Source organism: Paenibacillus sp. GQ49 (assembly GCF_059759055.1).
On sequence record NZ_JCAXEL010000016.1, the window covers coordinates 18,257 to 42,470 of the forward strand.

Below are 24,214 nucleotides of genomic sequence, written 5' to 3' on the forward strand. Positions count from 1 at the left end.
CATTCGCGGCAAAGCGAATAACAGACCATATTCTGCCTGCTTTCAGCTTATTGACGCATTAACGAAGGTAAATACCCACCTTTCAATCAAATGTTTGAATATTCTCTTTATTTCAGGTTGTTCGTACCAAAAAAAGGCTCCCTATATGCCTTTTCGGCAGGGGCCTTTTTGGGTTGATTTTCGCAACATTTTCAATGTGTTGCTGTATCATTCATTTTGTTTTACAAAGACTTCCAGAGAATACGCGTTATGCCGTGATTTTAACTGCGTTCAATCTGTTCCAGTTGGTTAGACAAGCTGGTCCATTGCTCCGCCGGAATTCCGCTCTCCAGTGTATCTTGAATTCCACTTACCGCCTCGTCCAGACGTTCTTCCAACTGACGAGATTGGTGTTGCAAAGATTGAAGAAGCTGGTTGTCATAAAACTGAATCAGCTTGTCTTGTGCAGCAGGGAGAACTTCAATGATCATCTGTTTGAGGACAGGATCAAGTGCCTCCTGTAACCGCTGACGTCCATCCCCTTCGAAGAACTGTTTCGGATTGCGGAAATAATTCAAATAGTTTTTCCATCCGGACGGTTCTTCCAGACGAACTTCTTCAAGCACAGGTGTACTCCAGCGTTCGTTCAGTGGCAGTGACACATCCACGCCTCCAGATAACTGTCTCACCTCGTCTATACAATCCGTAACTTGCTTCATCAGCCAGGTCTGACCTGCCTGTTCAAGTCTGAGGGTGGTAGCAAGCAGTTCCTGCTCCAGTTCAATGGCAATCATGCGTAACAGTTCACGTCCACAGGCTGCAAAAGCCATCTTCAGATTGCCTCGATCCTCCCTAAGTACGGATGGATGGAATGCTTCTGCCATGAATAGACCAAGGCGATAGGCAAGCCGCTGCCGCACATGGAAGAGTAATTCTGCTGTTTCCTGTGACAGTTCTTCCTTCATGGATCGCTCTGCAAGTCGCTGTATGCGCTGGCGTGACTGTCCCTGGATCGTCTCCAGTTCATCCCGCCGCTGCTGCAATACTTCCTCACCCTGAGCTGCATCCTCGGCACGCTTCTTCAACCGCTGAATGACACGTGCCATCTCTTCGGAAGCTCCACCTACAGCAAGATCGGCTAATTCTCTGCCTGCAAATTGGTTGAACTCTTCCTCAAAACGGATAAAACCGGATTGCTCAAGTAGCTTCGAATCCCCTGCCATCTTGCCTTCCATCGCCAGTATACTGGATACCGGGAAGAGTCGTGGTGCCCGAATTCCATTACTGCGCAGTTGGGTGCTCACATGATCGAGAACCTGCTCCAGTTCTTCCTCAGAGGAAGACAAGTCACTGGCATTCACAACAAAGAACATCTGATCCATGGCAGAACTATCTTTAACACGTCCCAACTGATTCAGGAACTGGCGATCTCCTTGGGAGAAAGCATGGTTGTAATACGTTACAAAAATGAGTGCATCCGCATTCTTCATATAATTGAAGGTTACACCCGTATGACGAGCATTCACGGAGTCTGCTCCTGGTGTGTCTACCAATACAATGCCTTGTTCAGTCACATCGCAACTGTAGTAGAGATCGATACTGTCTACAAAACAGGACTTTTTCTCGTTTGCGACAAAGTTACGATAACCGTCCAGATCCACCAGCACATCCTGACCTAACTGGTCCGCTGTTTCTTCCCAGCCGGCTGCTGCGGCCTGCAAAAAGCTGTAATGCGGGCGCCCAGCGGGGTGTACATCCTGTGGTGAGAGGGAGCGTACTCGCTTCTGCCACTCCGCTCCAGGCTCACCGAGTCCGAGCAATCGGAAGGAATAGGCGAGGTCTTCCTGGAAGGCGTCCCGGGTCTTCATGCGGACCCGGGCTGTTCCATGCTCCGCGCCACCGGCAGGAGCCATGATTCGGTTAATCGCCGCTGTCGTTGGATGCGGCGAGACCGGTAGTACAGCTTCGCCCAGCAACGCGTTGGCGAAGGAGGATTTGCCGGCGCTGAATGCTCCGAACAGCGCCAAAGTGAACGTGCCACCCGCAAGCGAAGCCGCGCGTGCACGCAGATCCCGTACCGCCGACCCCATGGCGGGGTACGGCTCCACCAGCGCAGCAGCGGCTTCGAGTCGTGCCGCTGCTGCGTCCAGGCGTCGGCGGCGTTCAGCGCCAGCCGCCGACGATGGCCCAGGCACCGCCGCTGCGGATGTGCGCTGCGCTGGCGGTGCCTCAGGCGTCTGTGGCTGCGCAGCCACAGACGTTGACGTGCCCGCATGCGAACCGGGAGCTTCGCCCGGTTCTGGCACCGCGGGCACGTGCGGGCCCTTCACCTCCGGCAATAGCCCGGAGGGGAGGTGGCCCGCATCGGGCAGCAGGCTGCGCAGCCCTGCTGCCTCTGCGGCGGCGCTGCGCTGGAGCGCTGTATAGCGCGCCGCCGCCGCGGATTGCGCCAGCAGCGCTGCGCGGCTGGCGTCCAGCGCCTGGAGCGCGGCTTCGCCTTGCGCTGCCAGCGCCTCCAGCATGCGGTCGGCCAGCATCATGGCCGACCTGCGATAGCGGGCCTCAATCTCGCCCCGCACATCTTTACTGAACTGAATCACATACTCTGGAGATACCTCTGCACTGGCACTGCGTTTCATCTCCAATAGTGCTTCATCTACAGCAGGCAGCTCCGTATTAAGCGCCTGCTCCCACTCTGCTCCCCATAGCTGATGGGATTCACCCAGCTGTCTAAGCATCGTACGAATATGTACCTCAACTTGCCCGGAAGCCTGATCCTGTAACAAACTTACCAGCTCAGAAGCACGGCGTTGTTTCTCCTGCTCGGTTTTGCCACCTGAGAACAATAAACCTACCCTGAAACCTGGTTTGCGGCTCTCCAAATAGGCAGCAGCAGACGCACGAATATCCGCAGGAGTAATATTTGCATTCGCCAGAAGAGGTTCAAGCTCCGCCCGGAACTTCTCACGCACTCGCGAAGGCCCGGTACGAATGTCTGCTGCTTGTTGATCAAGAAGCTCCAACTCTCGTTCCAAACGTTCAATTCCTTCCTTGCCACCAATCTCATCCAGCAGGGAATTCTCTTCGTCTTCACGTTTCTCCGCTTCTCTCGTCAGATGTTGCTCCGTTACATGACTGGCCGAACTTGCCAAACTGTGCGTAATTAACGCTTCCTTCTCTTGCATCATGTGTCCAATGAGTTCCGGAAGCACATCCCACTGGTTGTAGCGATGCTGCTTGTCGCGGAGGGAAGTAAACAACAGTCCGTCATATCTGACTTCCCAGGCCGCAAATATAGCTTCGACACCTTCGGTATATTGGTCAAAAGAGAGCTCACGCTCCCGATGCTTGTCGATCTGGTTCACGATCAAAAACAACGGTTTGCCCCAATCCGACAGACTCTTGGCAAATGAAAGGTTTGTCTCGGACTGGACATGATTATAGTCCATGACATAGAACACCACATCCGCCAGATGGAGCGCTGAATGGGTTGCGAGACTATGTCCGCGATCTGTTGAATCCACACCTGGTGTATCCAGCAGGACAGCATCATCTTTCAGCAGAGGAATATCATCCCATACCTCAATTGAGCTGTAAGCTCCACCATTTTTGCAATACGCCTCCAATTCCTCTGGAGAAACTTCAAGTGTTCCTGCTCCATTGTCAGCGCTTACGTTTGGCGTAGTATAAATAAGCGCTCTTGGCTTACCATTACGTATGGATACCACATTTGCACTTGTTGGCACGGGACTTGAAGGCAGGACCCGTTTACCGCATAAACTGTTGATGAGACTCGATTTGCCTGCAGAGAAATGACCACAGAACGCAATCGTCAGATGTTTCATTTCCGCCTTGCTGATTAAATCCGTTATAGCCTGTACAGCCGTATGGTCCCCTGTCTGCTCCATCGCTTCACGCAGCGGAAGCAGAGGTTTGGCCATTTCTTTTGGGTAATCTGTTCTGGACATGACTGGCCTTCCCCCTGGCTCCTCTAATTTGACATCCGTTTCGACGTCTATCTCTTTTACAACATTTATTTTAACATTATCAAGTTTGAATTTGAACGGTTGGAATTGAATATACATAAAAGAACGTATAAGTTCCACAATCTAAAAAAAATAAAACCGAACAAGTCGGTTTTATCTGTAATACGTTTTATACTCGGTATTTAGCAAATGCTTACGCCAAGTGTCTGTTGCATGAATGCGATGCGATCACCGTAACCACAACGATCCTCATGACATTAATACAACAGAAACAATAGTGTAATCACTTCTTATGAAACTGCGTTCTCCATGGAAGGCAGCAAGATTTCAAATACTTGTCCATGTTGCAGAATTGTAATGTCTCTGCCTTTGTCTCTCATAACAACAACTTCTGGTTTAACGGACATACGCTCCAGATAATGTTCAGGCACGTCGCCAGAGTGGCTTACTGTGATGCCTTCTACTTCTTTTTCTTCATTTTCAGCCATTTCCTGTTCAACGATTTGTTCAAAAATATCGGAGAAGGCCTCAAAATTGTCAGTGTACACGGAAATGCATTTCATGATTATTCATCCTTTTCTGCTCATTAATTTATTTTTCGTTTTCGGGTGGTGACACGTTCCTTATCTTTCCTGATTTGGGACGTTTTCATACGTTTTTTCCCTTCCCTGCATATGTCCAGCAATGGACAGATATGACACGCAGGGTTCTGTGCCTTGCAATGGTAGCGTCCAAAAAATATAAACCGGTGGTGAGTTAAAGTCCACTCGTCCCGGGGTACGCGCTTCATTAGTTTCTTTTCGACTTCAAGTACGGAGTCATCCCAACCTGCAAGCGCCAGCCGCTTGGATACACGTTCAACATGAGTATCTACCGCAATTGCCGGTACTCCAAACGCATTGGAAACAACTACATTCGCGGTTTTCCGCCCGACACCTGGTAGCGTCACAAGCTGATCATGTTCCTGCGGTACATCACCGCCATACTGCTCTATTAAAATTCGGCACATGTTCTGAATATGCTTGGCCTTGTTCCGGTACAAACCGATTCGCCGAATATCCTGTTCCAACTCTTCGAGAGGAACCGCCAGATAATCTGCTGGGCTTCTGTACTTCTGGAACAAATCTGCGGTTACCTTGTTCACCGTTTCATCCGTGCACTGGGCAGACAAAAGGACAGCTACCGTCAATTCAAATGCATTGCTGTGATTTAATTCGCAATGTGCATCAGGAAACATTGCTTCCATAGTTTCGAGTATATGTCTAACCGTCGCTGCATTCATGAAGAGCTACCTCCCACAAAATGACCCCACTCTGCGGAGCCTTACTTCGAAGCTTCATCCAAGTACTTTGCGGGGATCTCAAAAAGCTTGCAAAAAAAACGTCTTGATGCGGGAAAGATCCCGTATCAAGACGGTCATTCTTTTGATCCTCGAAAAGAAACGATTACTGTTTTTGAATCTCCAAAATAACATTGTTCAGGAGATACAATACAATATTATCATTATCTCTGAGAGATTGCACGCTTAAAGTATTGTCACCCTGGTGAACAAATACACTTGATCCGAGTGCAAAACGATAGTTCGTGTCTGTTGTTGTTTCCCGTTTAACCAAAATCTGGTTACCTACACCATCATAAGACCAGAATTGTTTACTCATGACAGTCAGCACTCTGAAGCGTGTTGAATTATCCGTATCTTTTGTCATTTCAACACGATCTCCGACCGTAAGACTCGTCAGTGAAGTTAATGTGGAGCCAGATTTTACGACTTTAACAGAACCGCTAACAGGCACGGTTTCAGTCTGGCCGTTAAACTGTTTGAGCGTTACAGATGAAGCATCCACCGCTGTAACTTCAGCCAGCGTACGCTTCACGACTTGAACCGCTTTTGGCGTAGCTCCTTCAAACGTTACATTAATCAGGTTGCCTGCTGTCAGTTGTGAAGGCGTGATCGTCTGACCACTCTCTCCTGTCAATACGGCTTGATCCACGTAGAACTGACTTGTCAACAGATCGGATTTTACTCGAATACGACTATTTGCTTCCAAGGCAACCACTTCGAATTGAGCCACAGTGTTCAGTGCAACCTTCTGCACAACATCCTGATTTGCTCCAAGCGTTACGGTCACTTTGTCACCAATCTTCAAATCTCCCAGACTTGCGCCCGATTTGTTATAGATCTCAACCGTAGGTGCGGTAGTATAAGGCACTGTAATCGTCTGATTACCAGACAAGACACTGATTTTCTTGCCAGAAGTATCAATGTTGCTGATTGTACCTTCATACTTGTAAATCACTTTAATGGACAATGCACGTGTTCCCACATAGGTCAGATCCAATTTGCGGCCATCATTTAAGAATGACTCCAGACCAGCCAGTGTAGGTTTGGTCGTATTGTAGTCCAGTTTGGTTTTTTCGTCCAATGTAAATACAAACGGTTTTTTGTTGTTGTCCAACACGGTAAGTACCTTTGTTTTGCTGTTGTAAGACACAACCGTTACTCCGTTCATAGGTTCCATTTGACGTCCAATCACCTGAATACGCGTTACCTGGTCGTCAGAGTTCAACGTCAACTCCACCTGATCCCCGTTCGTTGCATCTGTGATGAGATCATTCAGCGTTGCATCCTGAATACCATTGATAATGACTTCTGGCTTTTCAGTCAGCAGTTTCGCCTCAAGGGAACCCCCTTCACGTTTGAACGTTAACGTGGACTGGTTGCCACCGATCTCAACCAATGTTCCGCGCACAGATTGCTCCACACCTTGAGACAATGTGATAGTTTGCAGAACACTGTCCTTTACGGTGTATTTCACAGCACTGCCGGCTTTAAGATCAGCCACTGACATGATACGGTTTTGATATGTGATAAGCAGATTGTCATTGTAGGCAAACTGTTCTGTAGCACCCGCTGCATTGACAAGTTTGATCGTTTTGCCAGAAGTAGACACTTCAGCGATTACGCCATTGTCACTCTTGTTAACAATGCCGGATTTCACACGAATAGCAACTGTTTTTTTGTCAGCCGAGAACGTCTCACGCTGTACTTCGATGATGCTATCTGCCGTAATATCGGACAGTTTGATTGCATTACCATTCTGATCGATGAATGCAGTTGCCTCGTCATAACTGTACGTTTCGTAATTCTCGCCCACAAAGATACCAATCTTATTACCAGACAATGAACGTGCAAATGTACCTTCAACACTTTCCACCTGCGGTGTAGCATCCACAACTTCCACATAGGAAGCCCCAGCTGCCGAACCTACAACCATTACTTTCGTATATAGTTTCACATCTGTGGCAGAAGCACGAGTTTCACTGTCTTTCGTAAAGTAAGGTGTACTGCTGTTCACTGCGAAGTTAACGGCTTTGCCGTCCACAACCAGCGTGATCTGCCCATCTTTCAATCCTGTCACATAACCCGTGGATGTGTTCGGGTACGTTGTATCCGTTAACGATTCACCACGACTGAAGAAGGTAGCCAGTTGAGCACGGGTTACGGAACCGGTTGGATTGAATTTGTTGCCTTCCACACCTTTGGCCAGATCCAGGCTAACAGCCAGATTGACATAACCTTTACCACTTTCGGAGATACTTGCATTATCAGCAAATCCGGTAGATTGATTATTTTGTGCCTTCGCTTCAGCATCCTTGTCCAATGAACGGATTAACAATTTCGTAATCCATTCCCGTGAAGCCGGCTTTTGACCCCAGGAGGTCTTGGATACATCCACCGTTGATTCTTCCGTTTTGTCAATCAGTCCCAGTTGAAGTGCCAGCGCGACATATGGCTTGAAATAATTTCCCACTTCCATGTTTGTCGGTAATGCCGCAGCCGTGTCGGTATTCAACTGGCCCTCTTGATTCATAAAACGGATTGCCATCGTTACAGCTTCTTGCTGTGTTACCGCATCTCCTGGACGGAACAGGCCGTTGTTACCGAGAAGAATACCTTGATATGCCAGTTTGTAGACATGTTTTTCAGCCCAGTATCCGACCTTGATGTCACTGAACAAACCAGTTGGTGCAGCCGTATTTGTTATTGCAGCAGTCTGACCCTGCCCCATTTCTGTTGATTCTGCTGCCATGGCAGCTCCGCCGGCGCTAAGGGCCATCATGCCTGCAAGCACGGCTGATACTACTTTTTTAGAGTGTGATGGATTGTTATATTTAAAAGTCACCTATGATTCCCCTCTCTCATGTAAAACGACCCATATTCCGTGGATTCACGGTACAACAGTATGCTGTACAGCCTATTCGGATCTTGTCATTGGATGTTCAAGATCCACATGGCCCATCAGACTCTCCGTCTGCTGACCATCCACCAGTAAATCAAGTGATTTTACTTCATCAAACTGGAAGAACGTTTGTTTTAGAGCATCCAGCGCATAAGACTCTCCACCTGCTCCAAGACGTGCCGTATCTGGCATATGAATATCCAGCGTAAGAGCTCCATCCTTGAACTGAACAGACTTCAATTCAATTTCTTTAGACCACAGTGGAACAAGTTTAGCGTCTTTGCTCTGTTGCAGTGATTCAAAGGCAGCTTTATATTTGGCATCATCTGATGCGTATGAAATCTCAGCCGAAGCTTTGTGCAACTCCAGTTCTTCTTCATCCGTATAGAATACAGTGATCGTTTTCTTTTCATTACTTTCCGAAGTTGCTGGTGTTTCAGTAGACGTTCCGCTAGGCGGAGTGGTCACTTCCTCTGAGCTGCCTTCCTCCGTGGATTCTGTAGGCGTTGTATTCTCTTCAGGCTCAGCAGTTACCGGTTCGGTAATTGTTTCGCCTTCAACCTCGGTCACATTGGTTTCAGTTCCTGCGCCTTGCGTCTGATTCGGAGCAGCTGTTGGCTTGCTTCCACATCCAGCAGCAACTGCCATAACCGTTACCAGCAAGGCTGCAATCCATATTTTCTTGTTCATTCTAACTCCGCCTCCTCAACATAAGGGCTTGTCCCTTATTGAATTCCCAGATACTCCTTGATTCCTGCAACAATCCCTTTGGCAACACTGTTCTGGAAACTCTCCGTGAACAGGGCTGCTTCGTCGCTCTTATTGCTAAGGAATCCACCTTCCAGCAGAACTGCTGGCATTGTCGTTTCACGGGTCACATGGAGACTTGCCGTTTTCACTCCACGATCTTTCAGTCCGGAAGACTGTAAAAGATACTTGTGCATCACTGTAGCAAGTGCTTTGCTGTTGGAGCGTGTATAGAATGTCTCTACACCGTTCGCAGCAGCAGGGCCACTGTTAGCATGAATGGAGATGAAGATATCCGCTTTTATGTCTTGTGCAATCTTCACACGTTCTTTCAATGCCAAAAATGTATCATCGCTGCGCGTTAACACAACGTCAATTTTGGATTCTTTTTTCAACAAGGCTTCCACTTTCAGAGCCATTGCCAGATTGAAGTCTTTTTCACGTTTACCAGTTACACCGATTGCCCCAGGATCCTGATCTCCGTGACCTGCATCGATAACGACAACTTTTTTGCCATTATTACCAACTGGAGGAGCAGGTGTACCACTTTGATTGTCGAGGTTAATCATAACCAGTCCGGAATCATTTTGCACACTGTACCCTTTTGAACTGGACAGATCGATTACAAAACGAATTGTAGATGGACTGTTGCTGTATAACGAGTAACGAATCTTCGACACATCCGGATAGCCGCTAACGACGAGTTGTCCATTCTGGTTGCTGTCTAGAGCCTGTCCTTCACTGAACGAATCAGCAAATGCGGTATTCGGCAAGTCTATAACGATTCGATCTGGTCCTGTCATCGTGAAGACGTTCGGCTTCGTACTTCCGCTTGTTGCAATCATGAAGCGGTTGTCGCTGAAGCTGATGCCGTTCACCAGTACAAGACCTTCCTGATCCGATCCTCCGCCTTCATTGCCATAGTTTGGAGGTGTGGTTGTCCCGTTTCCGGAACCTGAATTCTGGGTAACTAATGTTACCGTCTTCGTGGTATTGTTCCAACCCACCTTAAGACCCATTTCCTCACCAATAAATCGGAGAGGTACGAGCGTAGTACCATTTTTCACGAGTGGCGGGGCATCCAGGTTTACGTTACTGCCGTTCACCGTTGCCGTCTTCTGTCCAACAATCATCTGCATGGCAGTGTTGTCTTTGCTAATAGTCACTGTTTGCGTTTGCTGCTTCCACTCCACGCTATACCCAAGATTTTCAGACACAACCCGGATCGGAACCATCACCTTGCTGTTGATAATTTCCGCTTTTGTATCCGATGGCTGTACGATTTCTTTTCCGTCTAGGATAATTTTCGTGTCTGTTGCTGCGTGACTATAGCCCGGGAATACGAGCCCAAAGACAAATAACAGTACCAAAAAACCGAACTTCTTCATCCTTCACCCCTACCATTCTCATATTTTTTTGCCGCATGTTGTCATTTTCCAACTCCGACTGACCGCTTGGGCATTACCAGACACCTATTAGACGCCCTTCGCTCTCAAAAGTTGCGAATATATTCCAACATAACAGAAAAAAAACGTTGTCAGATCAAGCTTTTTTTACATTTTAATGTCTTCTTTTTTCCTTATTTATCAAGTATACATCTCCAAACAACGTAATACCCTAACCTTCATATTTGCGCACAATTCAATTTACAGTCCCAAAAATTCAACAATTCCGTCCACAATCGCCTGTGCACATTTGTCCTGATATTCTTCCGTGAGCATAACTGCTTCATCGGTAGGGTTACTTAAAAAACCAAGTTCAAGTAACACAGCAGGCATGGTTGTTTCACGCGTCACATTCAGACTAGCCGTTTTAACCCCACGATCCTTAAGTCCTGTTACCGGCAACACATATTTGTGAAGAGTATCAGCCAATGTCTTGCTTTCTTTACGACTGTAGAGCGTTTCAATGCCGTTTGGTACCGGTGTAGTGAATTTGTTTCCATGAATGGATACAAAAACATCTGCCTGATTCAATTCTGCAATATCCACACGCTGTTTGAGCGAAAGTTCTGTATCATCCTGGCGTGTAATGACTGTTTGAATATTTGGGTATTGTTGAAGAATTGCCTGTACCTTCAGCCCTACAGCCAGATTGAAATCCTTCTCATAAGCTCCTGACAAACTCACTGCACCCGATTGACGACCACCATGTCCCGGATCAATGACCACAATCGTTTTGCCATCATTGGTAGGTACTGCCGGTTGGCTTGTCGGTTCTCCAATCGTGGCTGTCAGGTCAACGAGCAAGACATTGTTGTCTCCAACAGACCATTTGGCTGTAGCCGTCTGATTCAGATCCAGAACGACACGCACGGTAGAAGGCGATTTACTGAACATGGCATACCGGACTTTGGAGACTATGGATGAATCCGTAACGAGAATCTGTCCACTGCCATCCGGGTTAGAGGCTTGTCCCTGAATGAATTCCTCAGAAAATGTCGCTGAAGGCAGATCAACAATAATTCGGTCTGGCCCACCAATACTGGATACTTTGGGGCTAATATTACCGTTGGTTGCTACAACTAAGCGATCTCCGCTGAAGCTGATGCCTTGAAGTTCTGTCAAACCATCCGGGACTGGTGCCTCGACGGGGTCACTGTCACCTTCCGTTTCAACTACGGGAGGAATACTAAATAGGCTTACTGTCTTGGTTCCATTGTCCCAGCCAACACGCAGACCCATGCCTTCCCCAACAAAGCGTAACGGAACAAGCGTAGTTCCCTGTTTGATTAGTGGGGGCGAATCCAGGTTCACCACATTTCCATTCACTGTTGCTGCATCTTTGCCAGCCGTCATTTGAATCATGCTGTTTCCTTTTTGAACCAGGACTGACTGAGTTTCCTTCTCCCACTTCACCTTATAACCCAGGTTCTCGGATACAATTCGAATTGGAACCATGACCGTTTTCCCGATATTCTCTGCAGGTGCACCCGTCTGCTGGTTAATGATTACACCGTCAAGTACAATCGATGGAGTGGTGTCTGCATGGGCCATGATTGGGAATAAACATAGGAACAGAAGAAAAACGACTGCTGCCGACCATTTTTTCATACCTCATCCACCATTCTTTTTGTCTTTTGAACATCCGACCTGATTCTCTGCAGCGTAACATCAATGACAATATGTAACCTTCCATAATCTACTAATCAGTTTATCAGATATTGTCTGATCATCCGGTTACAACGTTGTCATATTTAGTCGGAAACTGAGTGGCAAAAAGGTTACTTTCTCCATTCGTCCAGTACCCGAAATCATATGGAAATTACATTTCTCATCCATTTTTGCTATGCTGAGTTCAAATACTTGAATACAGGAGACTGAGCCTTGATGCCTAAAATACTGATCGTGGACGATGAAGCAGATCTTCGAAAGCTACTGACTGATTATTTTGAAATTAACGGTTATTCCGTCATGACGGCCAAGGACAGCCGTGAAGCGCTGCGGAAAGTGGAAAAACAACCCGATCTCGTTTTGTTAGATATCAACATGCCTGAACAGAACGGCCTTCAATTATGTGAAAAAATTCGCGACTTTGTCTCTTGCCCGATCTTATTCTTAACGGCTCGAATCGAAGATGCTGATAAAATAGCAGGATTTCGTGCCGGAGGCGATGACTATATCCTGAAACCTTTCAGCATTCGCGAGTTGGGCGCCAGGGTCGAAGCACATATACGCAGGGAACAACGAATCCAAACTAAATCTTCGGTAAGGTTTAACAATGAATTGGTCATTGATTATACGGCCAGGGAGCTCTACTACCTGGATAAGCGAATTTCACTGCCCAAAAAAGAGTTTGATATTGTCGAATTGCTGTCCACGCATCCTGATATGGTGTTTGGAAAGGAACGCATATACGAAAAGATTTGGGGCATGGACGAGCAAGGTGACAGTAACGTCATCGCAGAGCATATCCGGCGAATTCGTTACAAATTAAAGGAATACGGCTGTGATAATCAAATCGAGACCGTTTGGGGAGTAGGCTACAAATGGCCAAGTTCATGACTAGACTCCTGTTTTTAAAGCGATTGTCCTTACTGCACTCTTTTATGCTGTTGTGTGTGGTCACACTCATTGCCGTGCTGGCCGTTATAACCATGGAGTTTGCTTGGGCGGAGAACCTGCGGCTGCGTTTCGGAGATACGGATTGGGTGATGCCCTCCCTCGTCACGGCGGTTCTGCTCACCGTAGCGACTGGTATTGTCACCATGGCCGTTCTATTTTACAGATGGAAGCTAAAACGTCCGCTGGAGCTATTAAAACGAGCATCCGAGAACATTTCAGCCAACGATCTAGACTTCCGCATTTCCTATGACAGCCAGGATGAGATGGGCGAGCTGATCACGCTATTTGAAAACATGCGCTCACAATTGGAAAAAAACCTTAAGACACTTTGGCGTTCGGTTGAAGAGCGCAAGCAGATCAATGCTATTTTTGCCCATGATCTGAGAACACCCCTGTCCGTGTTAAAAGGAAACGCCGAGCTTCTTGCCACCTATCTTCCCGAGAAGAAGTTGTCGGAAGAAAAGGTGCTGGACTTGATCCATACTATGAACCTTCACATCTTGCGTCTGGAGAGTTATGCAGAGGCCATGAACTCCATTCAGAGGCTGGAGGATGTGCCGTTGAACATCCAATCGATGGATACGATCTCATTGACGGCTTTGCTGGATGGCAGCGCTGAACAAATCGCGAAACAGTTCAGTATACGTTTCGTCTCATCCGTGGAATATGATAATGCCTCAGTACATGTAGATCCCTATCTCGTCATGCAGATTTTTGAGAATATAGTGGCTAATGGGGCGAGATACGCAGCCAGTCAAGTGAACGTCCACTATGACGTTCAGGGAGGCATTATGAAGATTACCGTCTCAGAGGACGGTCCTGGTTTCTCTGACGAAGCACTGAGTAAGGCTATACTCCCTTTTTACCGAGGCGAAGTATGGGATGCGAGCGAACATCGCGGGCTGGGCCTTTACGTTTGCAAGGTGTTTTGCGAAAAACATGAAGGTAGTCTTCGGATTGCAAACGGTCCTTACGGAGGTGGAAGCGTCACGGCAAGTATTGGGACCCAAGTTGATAAATAGTTGAAAATGATCTGATAACATCTCCTTATCTTGAATTCAAGGAGTGTTATCATGCTAAAACTGAAAAAAAGAATGTATATCACAATTAGCTGTTTGTTGTTATGTACCGCGTGGGCGTCCCCCTTATCCGCCAATGAAGCCAGAGACAGGACAGAAGTTCTGCAGGAGATCGACGAATATATGAATCGGAGCATGAAGACCAATCACATTAAGGCTGCTTCACTGGCGATTGCCAATAACGATGAGGTCTTTTACGCAAAAGGCTACGGGACATTTGCGGATGGCCAGAAGGTTACGGGCAACACCCCTTTTCCCATTGCTTCACTAAGCAAGTCCTTTACTGCATTGGCTGTTCTGCAGCTAGTGGACAAGAGTCGGATCAACTTGGATGCTACTTATGCTTCCTATTTTCCCGAGCTTTCTCCACAGGACCCCCGCGTTCTTGATATCACGGTTCGTCATTTACTGAATCAGACGAGTGGTCTCAATGACAAGATAAATCCCGATATGACAAAGACTCCGCAATTCCAATCGCTGGCTGAAGCGAACCAATTATTAAACACGGTTCAACTTGCTCATATCCCCGGAACAGCCTACAGCTATCATAATCCCAATTACGTGCTGCTGGCGAACCTCGTGGAAAGTGTTAGCGGAGAGCGCTTTTCGGATTATCTGAAAAAACATATTTTTGAACCACTAGGAATGAATCATACCTTCAGTGTCAGTACAACGCAGCAATTCTATGAGAATAATACTATCCCGCTAGGACATTACCTGAGTTTGGGACGCGCTATAAGTCAATCCGAACCGCTTTGGTTCATTGAGGGCCCCGCCGGCATCGTTTCAACCGCAGAGGATATGTCCCTTTGGATGCTTTCCCAATATAATGGCCGCCTCGTTTCCCCTGTGCTGATGAAACAATATCATGCCGCAGGAGCGATCGGTCCTTACGGCATGGGCTGGCTTGCAAACCAAGATGCGTCTAGCGGCCAAACGATCTCCCACAGCGGCATTTTCTGGACCTACAAATCAGAAGAACTGGTTTATTTGAACGAGCAAATGGGCATTGCCGTAATGTTTAATTCTGGTATAAACGCATATGTGAATTACTCGGCATTTATTGATGGAATAGCGGATATCATGAGGGGGCAGGAACCCCAAACCTCGTTTGTAAACGGTCGGAATATGGAAATGATCATGATTGCGCTGATCATCGCTACAGTTGCATGGGGCATCTACGGCTATTTTCGCATACTTCGGAAAAACCACCGCCTAACGATCAGCAAATTGATTATGATCACGGTGGGTAGACTGATCCCGGTTCTAATTCTCTTGTCTCTGTTCCCATTAGTTACATTTATCGGCGGAGGACGTGTGTTGCCTTGGTTTGGCATCTGGACTACCCTATCAACTCCAATCATATGGCTTATGGTATGGTCACTTGTGAACTTCGTGCATTTGGCTTGTTATATCTATTTCTATTTTCAGAATACAAAAAACGACCCTTTGGAGTTACCTCAGTAATCGATTTTTAGAGTCCTCTATTTAGGCAGCTGTTATTGTATCTGTTGAAGTATTCGGTTAAGAAAAATCAGGAGTTCTATGTATAGCTGACTTAAAAAGCTAATTTAGCTTCTAAAATTACAAAAAGCTTCTGTCTCACCAATGGGAACAGGTCCCTTTGGCGAGGCAGAAGCTTTCTGTTATACGATACTTTAACGATTAACCGAACAGTTTTGCCGCGTGGCGTTGTTCGTAAGCAGCGATTTCATCATCATGTTGAAGAGTCAGACCGATATCGTCCAATCCTTGCAACAGGAATTGACGACGGTGCTCATCCAGATCAAAATCGATATGCAGTCCATATGCATCAGTAATCGTTTTGTTTTCCAGATTTACATTCATCTCATAGCCTTCATGTGTCGCTGTACGTTGGAACAAGTCTTCAACTTGCTCTTCTGACAACTTGATTGGCAAGATTCCGTTCTTAAAGCAGTTATTATAGAAGATGTCTGCATAAGATGGAGCGATGACACAACGGAATCCATAGTCCAAAATCGCCCATGGCGCATGCTCACGGGAAGATCCACAGCCAAAGTTGGCACGTGAGATCAGGATGGATGCCCCTTCATAACGAGGTTTATTCATTTCGAAGGAAGCATTATTGTTGCCCTCTTCATCAAAACGCCATTCATAGAACAAAAATTGTCCAAATCCGGTACGTTCAATCCGTTTCAGAAACTGTTTTGGAATGATTGCGTCTGTATCTACATTGACCCGGTCTACCGGTGCAACGATGCCTTGTAATGTTTTGAATTCTTCCATATTAAACGTTCTCCCTTCTGTCTGTTATAAATTAGATCGCTGCTTCTGTTTTGAAATTCCAGTCCCGTACGTCCACAAAGTGACCTTTAACCGCTGCTGCTGCTGCCATTGCCGGAGATACCAGGTGCGTACGTCCTCCGCGTCCTTGGCGTCCTTCAAAGTTACGGTTGGACGTCGAAGCACAACGTTGACCTGGCTTCAATACATCCGGGTTCATCGCCAGACACATACTGCATCCCGCATCACGCCATTCAAATCCAGCTTCCGTAAAGATTTTATCCAAACCTTCTTGTTCAGCCTGAATTTTAACACGTCCTGAGCCTGGTACAACAATTGCTGTAACCTGACTGGATACCGTGTGACCTTTAGCCACTTGTGCTGCTGCACGCAGATCTTCGATCCGTCCGTTGGTGCAAGAACCGATAAATACATAATCAATTGGAATCTCGGCGATTGGTGTTCCCGGTTCAAGTCCCATATATTCAAGCGCTTTTTCAGCCGCTTTACGTTCGTTTTCAGTAGGCAGTTCAGCCGGAACAGGAACTTTCGACGAAATGTCGGTTCCCATACCTGGGCTTGTTCCCCAAGTTACTTGCGGAATCAATGTCTCCACATCGATTTCAACAACATGGTCGAACTCGGCACCTTCATCTGTTACAAGTTGTTTCCAACCTGCTACAGCTTCATCAAACTTCGCATCCGCTGGTACGTATTCACGTCCACGCAGATATTCAAATGTTGTTTCATCCGGAGCGATCAATCCTGCTCTTGCTCCACCTTCGATGGACATGTTGCAGACCGTCATACGCTCTTCCATGCTCAACTCACGAATGGATTCGCCTGTGTACTCAATAACATAACCTGTTGCAAAGTCTGTACCGTATTTGGCGATGACTGCGAGGATCATATCTTTCGCGGTTACACCCGGGTTACGTTTGCCGACAAAACGAACTTCCATCGTTTTGGCTTTTGCTTGTTGCAAACATTGAGTTGCCATAACGTGCTCAACTTCACTTGTTCCGATTCCGAATGCCAGTGCGCCAAACGCACCGTGTGTGGACGTATGACTGTCACCACATACAATCGTTTTACCCGGGTGAGTCAGACCCAGTTCAGGTCCCATAACGTGCACAACGCCTTGATCAATCGTGTCCAGATCATACAATTTCACGCCGAAATCACGGCAGTTTTGCGAAAGTGTATCAATTTGTTGTTTGGAGATAGGATCTGTAATGTTGAAACGGTCTTTCGTTGGAACGTTGTGGTCCATTGTTGCAAATGTCAGTTCAGGGCGACGAACTTTACGTCCGCTGAGACGAAGACCTTCAAATGCCTGTGGAGAAGTTACTTCGTGCACCAGATGCAGATCGATATACAGAATGCTTGGTTTGCCTTCTTCTTGATGAATTACGTGATTTTCCCAAATTTTCTCAAACATCGTTTTTTTACTCATCATTTTCACCTCATTATAAGTTCGGTCCTTGGAAGAGCCTCTGTTTTCTTTAAAAAGTGAAGCTCTTGAATGACATAAATATATCACCCTGTCCTTCATTGTTCCAAGATATAATATCTATAGATGTAATAGGTTTAACCTATAATGAGAGAAAGACAAATAAACCACTGCTCATCGCAGAGGTCTTAATTGATAACAATTATCATTATCAGATAAGTCTTATACTACGTTTCCGTTGCTTCGCTGTCAATGCTTTTTATCTAGAACATAAAAAAACAGCCCTGAATCCAGAGCTGCTTTGCTAGTTTCTGTTATGAAATGAAAATGATCATATCAACGCCTTCTATAGAGAATACTTGTCCGACAAATGTATTACAAACCGTTGTTCGCAATCACATCTTTGTACCAATAGAAACTCTTCTTGCGTTTTCTCTCCAGTGTTCCATTGCCGTCATTATCCTGATCTACATAAATAAAGCCATATCGTTTCTCCATCTCTGAAGAAGAATAACTAATCAGATCAATCACTCCCCAACTGGTATAGCCGAGCAGTTCAACACCGTCCAGAATCGCTTCATGCATCTGTTCCATGTGAGAACGGAAATAATCAATACGATAATCATCCTGAATGCTACCATCAGCTTCAATCGTGTCTACCGCTCCAATACCATTCTCAACGATAAACAAAGGTACCTCGTAACGGCTATACAGTTCATTCAGTGAGATGCGCAGACCTACCGGGTCAATCTGCCAGCCCCAATCATTCGTTTGTAGATACGGGTTCTTCACCCCTCCAGTTGTATTGCCACTCACCTGCTCCAATCGGTCGCCATCCACACTTGATACGAGGGACATATAATAACTGAATGAGATAAAGTCCACAGTGTGTACTTTCAGAATCTCTTCATCCCCCTCAAGCATATCCAGGTTAATCCCTTTTTCGGCAAAAAATCTCTTCGTAAAGTACGGATACGCTCCCCGCACCTGTACGTCCGTAAACATAAGATTGAATTGATTATCCCGGGAAGCAACAAGTACGTCTTCGGGATTACATGTGTGAGCATACGTCGTCAGTTTGGTAAGCATACATCCGATCTGGGAACCGGGAATGATCTCATGACAGTATTTCACTGCGAGCGCACTCGCTACAAATTGATGGTGTAACCCCTGATATACGGCCTGCTCCACATTTTCGAAACGCTCCGGAACAATACCACCACTCGTAAACGGATGACGAACAATGCTGTCGATTTCGTTAAATGTAATCCAATACTTCACTTTGTCCTTATAACGGGTGAACACGGTTTTGCAAAAGTGAACAAAATACTCGACGACTTTCCGATCCGTCCATCCACCGTGGTGATTCACCAGATACATCGGCATCTCATAATGCGACAACGTAATCAATGGTTCAATCCCTTGTTTCAGCATGCCATCAATAACACGGTCATAAAACTGCAAACCAGCTTCATTCGGCTCAGTTTCGTTGCCATTCGGGAAAATTCGGGTCCATGCAATGGATAGTCGCAACGTTTTGAGTCCCATCTCCCCAAACAGAGCAAGATCTTCCTCGTAACGGTGGTAGAAATCAATGCCTCTGCGTTTCGGATATTCTCTGTCCGAGGTAGACTCCATCGCAGCCTTGATCTGCTCTTCATTGATCGCATTATGTTTTTTATACTCACTCTTGGCTACACCTTTGCGATAGATAGCAATGTCGGCTGTAGACAGACCTTTGCCATCCACATTCCACGCTCCTTCTGCCTGATTGGCAGCAATCGCTCCTCCCCATAGAAAATCTTTTGGAAACGTTCTTGTTGTATTGGTCATTGTGTATTCCTCCTTGGATTATCTCTGTGACTCTTTCATTCTTGCTCAATTGCGACTCATGACCCGATTGATATGAATAATCAAATACATCATCTCTTCATTGGAGATCGTATGTTCAAACCGGGCTTCAATATAATCCTTGATTAGCAGTACGCAGGCTTCTTCCTTGGGATATTTATTCGCGATCTGCTCAAAGAGCTCATGATCCTGTGTGTTTAATGTTTTATGCTCAAAAAGCCGTTGAATAAAAAACTGCAAATGGGTCAAAAAGCGTGAATAGTTGATGCTGTGTGTGTCCAGCTCCACTTGATAGTGAATTTTGATAATATTGAGTACATTCTTGACTGTACCCGTCATCAGCATGACCTGATTCATATTGTCATCATTCTGCTGCGCATTAACGAGATGAAAGGCAATATTCGCCGCTTCCTCTTCAGGCAGGGAGAGTCCAAGCTGTTTTTGAATGAGAGACAGACCATGCAACCCGATGCTGAACTCCTGCGGATAGAACTTTTTCACTTCCCACAACATTCGGTTCTGGATCGTCATATTGTCCTTGAATCGCTTCATGGCCATATACAGGTGATCTGTTAATGCGACATAGAGATGATCACTCAGATGGCGGGACAACGTATGTTTGGCATAGGAGATGATTTCGTCAGCCAGAATCAGATATTCTTTTGGCGTTTCCTTCATCAGAGCGGTGAGATCTGAAGAGATCGTTTCATTTTCAAGAACATAGATCTTCTCGATCTCATCCTCCCCCACGACATCTCCCGGTTTGCTCCTGTAGCCGATGCCCTTTCCCATCACAATAATTTCCTTATCATCCTCACCACGTCTGGCAAGAACAATGCTCGAATTCAATATTTTTATGACTTCCATATCAGGCTGCCTGCCTTTCATTCATATTTCAGCGAGTTATAACACCGTAATTAATGATTTCCCCGGTCCCGTCATCGCTGCAGATTCATTGCCCAGTACCTCCAGATAATCCGAGGAATTGGTCACAATTACAGGGGTCGTGGTGTCATAACCTGCGGCTTGTATAGCTTCAAGATCAAATTCGATCAGGAGCTGACCATGAGAGATCTGTTCTCCTTCGTTCACTTTTACATCAAAATGCTGGCCTTTCAGTTTCACCGTATCCAATCCGACATGAATCAGAAGTTCAACCCCTTCTACCGATCTCAGACCGATGGAATGTTTAGTGCGGAACACCGTCTCAACGGTACCGTCAAACGGTGCAAACACCTTGCCAACACTTGGCTGAATCGCCATACCTTGTCCCATGGCTTCTTGCGAGAATGCCTCGTCCTTCACCTCACTTAATGGCAGAACTTTACCTTCCAAAGGAGCAAAAACGATCTTTTTCGATTTGATCCCTGTAGATGGCTGGATTTCAGATTCACCTCTCGCTTGGTTTGTAGGACTGCCTTCCATCGACACTGCTGTTGGAACAACATCCTGAAATCCAATGACATATACGGCGACAAACGCGACAATGGCAGAGATCAGCATGGTAATGATCGCATAGATAATATTCATATGATCTTCACTGATAAACATAGGCATAGATGCAATCCCCGGACCCACGGCAGCATATGCCTTGAGATTCACAATACCTGCGAACAACCCAGCGACTCCGGCGCCAATCATGCAGGCAAACAGCGTTTTCTTGATCCTTAAATGTACACCGTACAGAGCAGGTTCCGTGATACCGAATACACCTGAAATTCCTGCAGACAAAGCGACTTGTTTCAGCTTGATGTCTTTGGTTTTGAATGATACCGCCAGTGCGCCTGCTCCCTGCGCCATATTGGATGCCAGCATCGCGACCAGCACCAGTGTTTCATATCCAGGTGAAGCCAAGGCTGCGAAAATAATGGGATAAAATACTTTATGCATACCGAACATGACAATCAGAGGCATCAGTATAGCCATAATGACAACGGTCAACCATCCAATCTTATCCTGAATCCAATAGATCAGGTTGGACATTCCCGTTCCGAGATACATCCCCAGAGGTCCAAGTACAATCAGCGCAACTGGAGCAACAATGAGAATAACAATCAAAGGTTTAAGGAAAATTTTGACCGGTCCTGGTGAGATCTTGTCCGCGAACTTTTCAATGTAAGACATGAACCAGACCGTTAAAATAATCGGTACCACGGATGTCGCATATTGAACGGATGCAACAGGTATGCCAATAAAGGACACCGGATCTTCACCGCCAAGCAGACCAATCATATTCGGGTGTAACATGATTCCACCAAACAGAACGGCAACAAAGGGGTTCGTTTTAAATCTATTTGCACTGGAATAGGCCAGTAGAATCGGAAGAAAGTAAAAGGCAGCATCAGACATGATACTCAAAACGGTATATGTCTGGCTCTCTTTAGACATCAGGCCGGTCACGGTCGCCAGTAGCAACAGTGCCTTAAGCATGCCCGAGGCAGCAATGGCTGGGATAATAGGTTGGAAAATGCCTGCAATGACACTGGCAAAAGTATTAAACAGTCCTTTGGGGCTATAATCCGCTTTTTGTTTCTCCTGAATTTCGTTTGATTGCCGAGTATCCATCCTCTTGACCAGTTCATTGTAGACGTACGCGACGTCATTACCGATAATAACCTGATATTGCCCGCCGCTATTCACTGCGCCAATAACACCATCAAGGCTCTTAATTTCTTGGGTCTTCGCCATATCCGGATTCTTCAGGGTAAGTCTGAGCCTGGTAGAGCAATGAATTAACGTGTTGATATTATCATTGCCACCGACCAACTCCATAATCGATTGGGCTAATTGTTTGTGATTCATAACGACACCTCCGCCATTTCTTCTTGATGGGAACAAAAAAAGACCTAAAAAGGGTAGGAAAAAGAAATTCTTCCCACCCAATCTAGGTCTTGCCTGCCGAACAGTAACACGCCATCGTTGGATGAATGTTATTCAATTATATAAACGAAAAAGAATATGAACATTTGAAATGGTTCCGTACTAACACTTGAAACTGGCACACATGAAAACGTTGATTTTGTTTTACCCGGGTAAGTGGTTCTTATTAAGCGTTTTCAAAATCAGTATATCAACTCTTCTGATGGAGTGCAAGCGGTTAAGCGAAATTAATGATTTCTTCATCTGTAATGATATAATGGTGGCATAACGAAAGGAATGACCAATGACGATGGAATTCAGACAACTTCAATATACGCTGCAAATTGCGGCCGAACGAAATTTCTCCCGGGCAGCAGAGAAGCTGCATATTGCCCAGCCTTCATTAAGCCAGCAATTATCCAAATTGGAAAAAGAATTGGGTGTCCTGCTGTTTCAGCGTAATACAAGTACCGTGGAGTTAACCCATGCGGGTGTTACGTTTGTCGAGCAAGCCCAAAAGATCGTAGATGCTGTGGAGCTATTACGTCAGGAAATGTCCGATATCTCCCAGCTTCGCAAAGGTAAAGTCGTTGTAGGCAGCATGCCGATCACGGGCTCACACTTGCTCCCACATGTGCTTCCTGCGTTCCAACAAGCTTATCCCGAGATTGAGGTTACCTTGTTGGAAGACTCCGGGCTTACGCTTGAGAAATTGACAGCAAGTGGCAAAGCAGATCTCAGCCTTCTATCTCTTCCTTTACAAGAGCCAAGCTTGTCTTATGTAACCATTGGAGAAGAACGGATTGATCTGGCAGTTCCCCCGAATCACCCTTTGGCACGCAGGGCAGATCCGGAACATCCGCTTCCTGTGCGAATTGAAGAGCTTCGGGATGAACCCTTTGTTGTACTGAAAAAAGGACAGGGCTTCCGCAAACTTACATTTGATCTCTGTGAGCAGGCTGGTTTTGATCCCCAAGTTGTGTTTGAGAGCACCAATATTGAAACCGTCCAGTCGCTGGTCGCCACTGGTATGGGCATTACACTGGTTCCACGCTTTATCGCCCGTGCGCCGCGCAGTGAGTTCGTGCCTGTGTATGTGCCACTTGCTGAGCCTACTCCTAGCCGAACACTTGTTGTGGCTTATCGTCAAGGAAGAGTGTTGTCGAAGGCAGCCGAAGCATTCATCCATACGTTTCAACAAACCGTGACCGAACTGTCAAAGGGAGACTAAAAAATTTCTCCTATGGGTATGGGTACATTTCATACTGAAACAAAACAAAGGCTTGACCCTTATGGGCCAAGCCTTTGTCATATACTCGTTTCCCGCATCCGCAGGATAGAGTTCTTACATTGCAATCACAGTAACTGGTTACAGTACAATGTTGCTTGTTAAGTTGTTTAGCTACAATGCTAATTTATAATGTTAACGTAGAAACGTACATAAGAAAACTTCATGTCTGGCGGTTTATTTACGCAAATTACGATCGCTTGTCAGCCTGTTTTGCTGATTCATTACACGGCCTTCGTCCTGAACAGTTGAATCAGGGGGTGATAGCCCTCCTGCTCCATTCTCTAAGAATGCCCTTAAGTGATCTTCCCTTGTGTTATCCTGTTCCAGTCTCCTGAGCGTATCTTTCACATGGTTGTCCATTGATTGATCATCCTCCTTGGTGACGGGATAGTTATCATT

At 46.2% G+C, this 24,214-nt stretch carries 17 protein-coding genes; 4 read left to right on the forward strand and 13 right to left on the reverse strand.

Annotation, left to right across the window (positions count from 1 at the left end; all coding sequences use genetic code 11):
* Window positions 1-260: 260 nt before the first annotated feature.
* From AC6CIF_RS23005 to AC6CIF_RS23035, 7 genes are all read right to left on the reverse strand, one after another.
* Window positions 261-3,947 carry a dynamin family protein gene (locus tag AC6CIF_RS23005; RefSeq protein WP_498201689.1) on the reverse strand — a complete coding sequence of 1,229 codons (3,687 nt, stop codon included), beginning with the start codon at window positions 3,945-3,947 and terminating at the stop codon, window positions 261-263.
* Window positions 3,948-4,255: 308 nt separating this feature from the next.
* Entirely contained in the window at window positions 4,256-4,528 is a 273-nt protein-coding gene (locus AC6CIF_RS23010) for a hypothetical protein (protein ID WP_017687779.1), read from the reverse strand.
* 23 nt (window positions 4,529-4,551) lie between these two features.
* Window positions 4,552-5,247: an endonuclease III gene (nth, locus tag AC6CIF_RS23015; RefSeq protein ID WP_036607558.1), complete on the reverse strand. Its 696-nt coding sequence runs from the start codon at window positions 5,245-5,247 to the stop codon at window positions 4,552-4,554.
* A 163-nt stretch (window positions 5,248-5,410) separates the two neighbouring features.
* Window positions 5,411-8,149: an S-layer homology domain-containing protein gene (locus tag AC6CIF_RS23020; RefSeq protein ID WP_498201690.1), complete on the reverse strand. Its 2,739-nt coding sequence runs from the start codon at window positions 8,147-8,149 to the stop codon at window positions 5,411-5,413.
* A 72-nt stretch (window positions 8,150-8,221) separates the two neighbouring features.
* Window positions 8,222-8,896, reverse strand: coding sequence for a GerMN domain-containing protein (locus tag AC6CIF_RS23025; RefSeq protein ID WP_498201691.1), 675 nt, complete (start codon window positions 8,894-8,896; stop codon window positions 8,222-8,224).
* A 35-nt stretch (window positions 8,897-8,931) separates the two neighbouring features.
* On the reverse strand, window positions 8,932-10,341 hold the full coding sequence (locus AC6CIF_RS23030; protein ID WP_498201692.1) for an N-acetylmuramoyl-L-alanine amidase family protein: 1,410 nt from the start codon (window positions 10,339-10,341) through the stop codon (window positions 8,932-8,934).
* 258 nt (window positions 10,342-10,599) lie between these two features.
* A complete protein-coding gene (locus AC6CIF_RS23035) occupies window positions 10,600-12,006 on the reverse strand; it encodes an N-acetylmuramoyl-L-alanine amidase family protein (protein ID WP_498201693.1) in 1,407 nt (468 codons plus the stop codon).
* Window positions 12,007-12,282: 276 nt separating this feature from the next.
* Between AC6CIF_RS23035 and AC6CIF_RS23040 the strand changes: the two genes are divergently transcribed.
* The 3 genes from AC6CIF_RS23040 to AC6CIF_RS23050 are packed head-to-tail and all read left to right on the forward strand — an operon-like array spanning window position 12,283 to window position 15,563.
* Window positions 12,283-12,957, forward strand: coding sequence for a response regulator transcription factor (locus AC6CIF_RS23040; protein ID WP_036607568.1), 675 nt, complete (start codon window positions 12,283-12,285; stop codon window positions 12,955-12,957).
* On the forward strand, window positions 12,954-14,039 hold the full coding sequence (locus tag AC6CIF_RS23045; RefSeq protein ID WP_498201694.1) for a HAMP domain-containing sensor histidine kinase: 1,086 nt from the start codon (window positions 12,954-12,956) through the stop codon (window positions 14,037-14,039). The genes AC6CIF_RS23040 and AC6CIF_RS23045 overlap by 4 nt, the downstream gene beginning before the upstream one ends.
* A 51-nt stretch (window positions 14,040-14,090) precedes the next feature.
* Window positions 14,091-15,563 (forward strand): serine hydrolase domain-containing protein, encoded by a 1,473-nt coding sequence (locus AC6CIF_RS23050; protein WP_498201695.1) that lies wholly within the window; start codon window positions 14,091-14,093, stop codon window positions 15,561-15,563.
* A 198-nt stretch (window positions 15,564-15,761) separates the two neighbouring features.
* Here AC6CIF_RS23050 and leuD read toward each other — a convergent pair whose 3' ends face one another.
* From leuD to AC6CIF_RS23075, 5 genes are all read right to left on the reverse strand, one after another.
* Entirely contained in the window at window positions 15,762-16,364 is a 603-nt protein-coding gene (gene leuD / locus AC6CIF_RS23055; protein ID WP_036607574.1) for a 3-isopropylmalate dehydratase small subunit, read from the reverse strand.
* Between the two features lie 31 nt (window positions 16,365-16,395).
* Window positions 16,396-17,817, reverse strand: coding sequence for a 3-isopropylmalate dehydratase large subunit (leuC, locus tag AC6CIF_RS23060; RefSeq protein WP_264928807.1), 1,422 nt, complete (start codon window positions 17,815-17,817; stop codon window positions 16,396-16,398).
* Between the two features lie 372 nt (window positions 17,818-18,189).
* The gene (locus tag AC6CIF_RS23065) at window positions 18,190-19,647 is read right to left on the reverse strand and encodes a glycoside hydrolase family 1 protein (RefSeq protein WP_498201696.1); all 1,458 of its coding nucleotides are present in this window, start codon (window positions 19,645-19,647) and stop codon (window positions 18,190-18,192) included.
* A gap of 45 nt (window positions 19,648-19,692) precedes the next feature.
* Window positions 19,693-20,532, reverse strand: a complete 840-nt coding sequence (gene licT / locus AC6CIF_RS23070) for a BglG family transcription antiterminator LicT (RefSeq protein ID WP_498201697.1) — start codon at window positions 20,530-20,532, stop codon at window positions 19,693-19,695.
* Window positions 20,533-20,568: 36 nt separating this feature from the next.
* A complete protein-coding gene (locus tag AC6CIF_RS23075) occupies window positions 20,569-22,467 on the reverse strand; it encodes a beta-glucoside-specific PTS transporter subunit IIABC (protein WP_498201698.1) in 1,899 nt (632 codons plus the stop codon).
* Between the two features lie 367 nt (window positions 22,468-22,834).
* Between AC6CIF_RS23075 and AC6CIF_RS23080 the strand changes: the two genes are divergently transcribed.
* Complete coding sequence (locus AC6CIF_RS23080) at window positions 22,835-23,755, forward strand: LysR family transcriptional regulator (RefSeq protein WP_498201699.1); 921 nt, start codon at window positions 22,835-22,837, stop codon at window positions 23,753-23,755.
* Between the two features lie 234 nt (window positions 23,756-23,989).
* Here AC6CIF_RS23080 and AC6CIF_RS23085 read toward each other — a convergent pair whose 3' ends face one another.
* Entirely contained in the window at window positions 23,990-24,175 is a 186-nt protein-coding gene (locus AC6CIF_RS23085; protein WP_017687767.1) for a hypothetical protein, read from the reverse strand.
* Between the last annotated feature and the right edge of the window lie 39 nt (window positions 24,176-24,214).

Coding starts and splice junctions, on each gene's coding strand:
- AC6CIF_RS23010 (WP_017687779.1), bottom strand. CDS start 4,528: ATGAAATGCATTTCCGTGTACACTGACAATTTTGAGGCCTTCTCCGAT.
- AC6CIF_RS23040 (WP_036607568.1), top strand. CDS start 12,283: ATGCCTAAAATACTGATCGTGGACGATGAAGCAGATCTTCGAAAGCTA.
- nth (WP_036607558.1), bottom strand. CDS start 5,247: ATGAATGCAGCGACGGTTAGACATATACTCGAAACTATGGAAGCAATG.
- AC6CIF_RS23065 (WP_498201696.1), bottom strand. CDS start 19,647: ATGACCAATACAACAAGAACGTTTCCAAAAGATTTTCTATGGGGAGGA.
- AC6CIF_RS23030 (WP_498201692.1), bottom strand. CDS start 10,341: ATGAAGAAGTTCGGTTTTTTGGTACTGTTATTTGTCTTTGGGCTCGTA.
- licT (WP_498201697.1), bottom strand. CDS start 20,532: ATGGAAGTCATAAAAATATTGAATTCGAGCATTGTTCTTGCCAGACGT.
- AC6CIF_RS23035 (WP_498201693.1), bottom strand. CDS start 12,006: ATGAAAAAATGGTCGGCAGCAGTCGTTTTTCTTCTGTTCCTATGTTTA.
- AC6CIF_RS23005 (WP_498201689.1), bottom strand. CDS start 3,947: ATGTCCAGAACAGATTACCCAAAAGAAATGGCCAAACCTCTGCTTCCG.
- AC6CIF_RS23085 (WP_017687767.1), bottom strand. CDS start 24,175: ATGGACAACCATGTGAAAGATACGCTCAGGAGACTGGAACAGGATAAC.
- leuC (WP_264928807.1), bottom strand. CDS start 17,817: ATGAGTAAAAAAACGATGTTTGAGAAAATTTGGGAAAATCACGTAATT.
- leuD (WP_036607574.1), bottom strand. CDS start 16,364: ATGGAAGAATTCAAAACATTACAAGGCATCGTTGCACCGGTAGACCGG.
- AC6CIF_RS23050 (WP_498201695.1), top strand. CDS start 14,091: ATGCTAAAACTGAAAAAAAGAATGTATATCACAATTAGCTGTTTGTTG.
- AC6CIF_RS23025 (WP_498201691.1), bottom strand. CDS start 8,896: ATGAACAAGAAAATATGGATTGCAGCCTTGCTGGTAACGGTTATGGCA.
- AC6CIF_RS23045 (WP_498201694.1), top strand. CDS start 12,954: ATGACTAGACTCCTGTTTTTAAAGCGATTGTCCTTACTGCACTCTTTT.
- AC6CIF_RS23075 (WP_498201698.1), bottom strand. CDS start 22,467: ATGAATCACAAACAATTAGCCCAATCGATTATGGAGTTGGTCGGTGGC.
- AC6CIF_RS23080 (WP_498201699.1), top strand. CDS start 22,835: ATGGAATTCAGACAACTTCAATATACGCTGCAAATTGCGGCCGAACGA.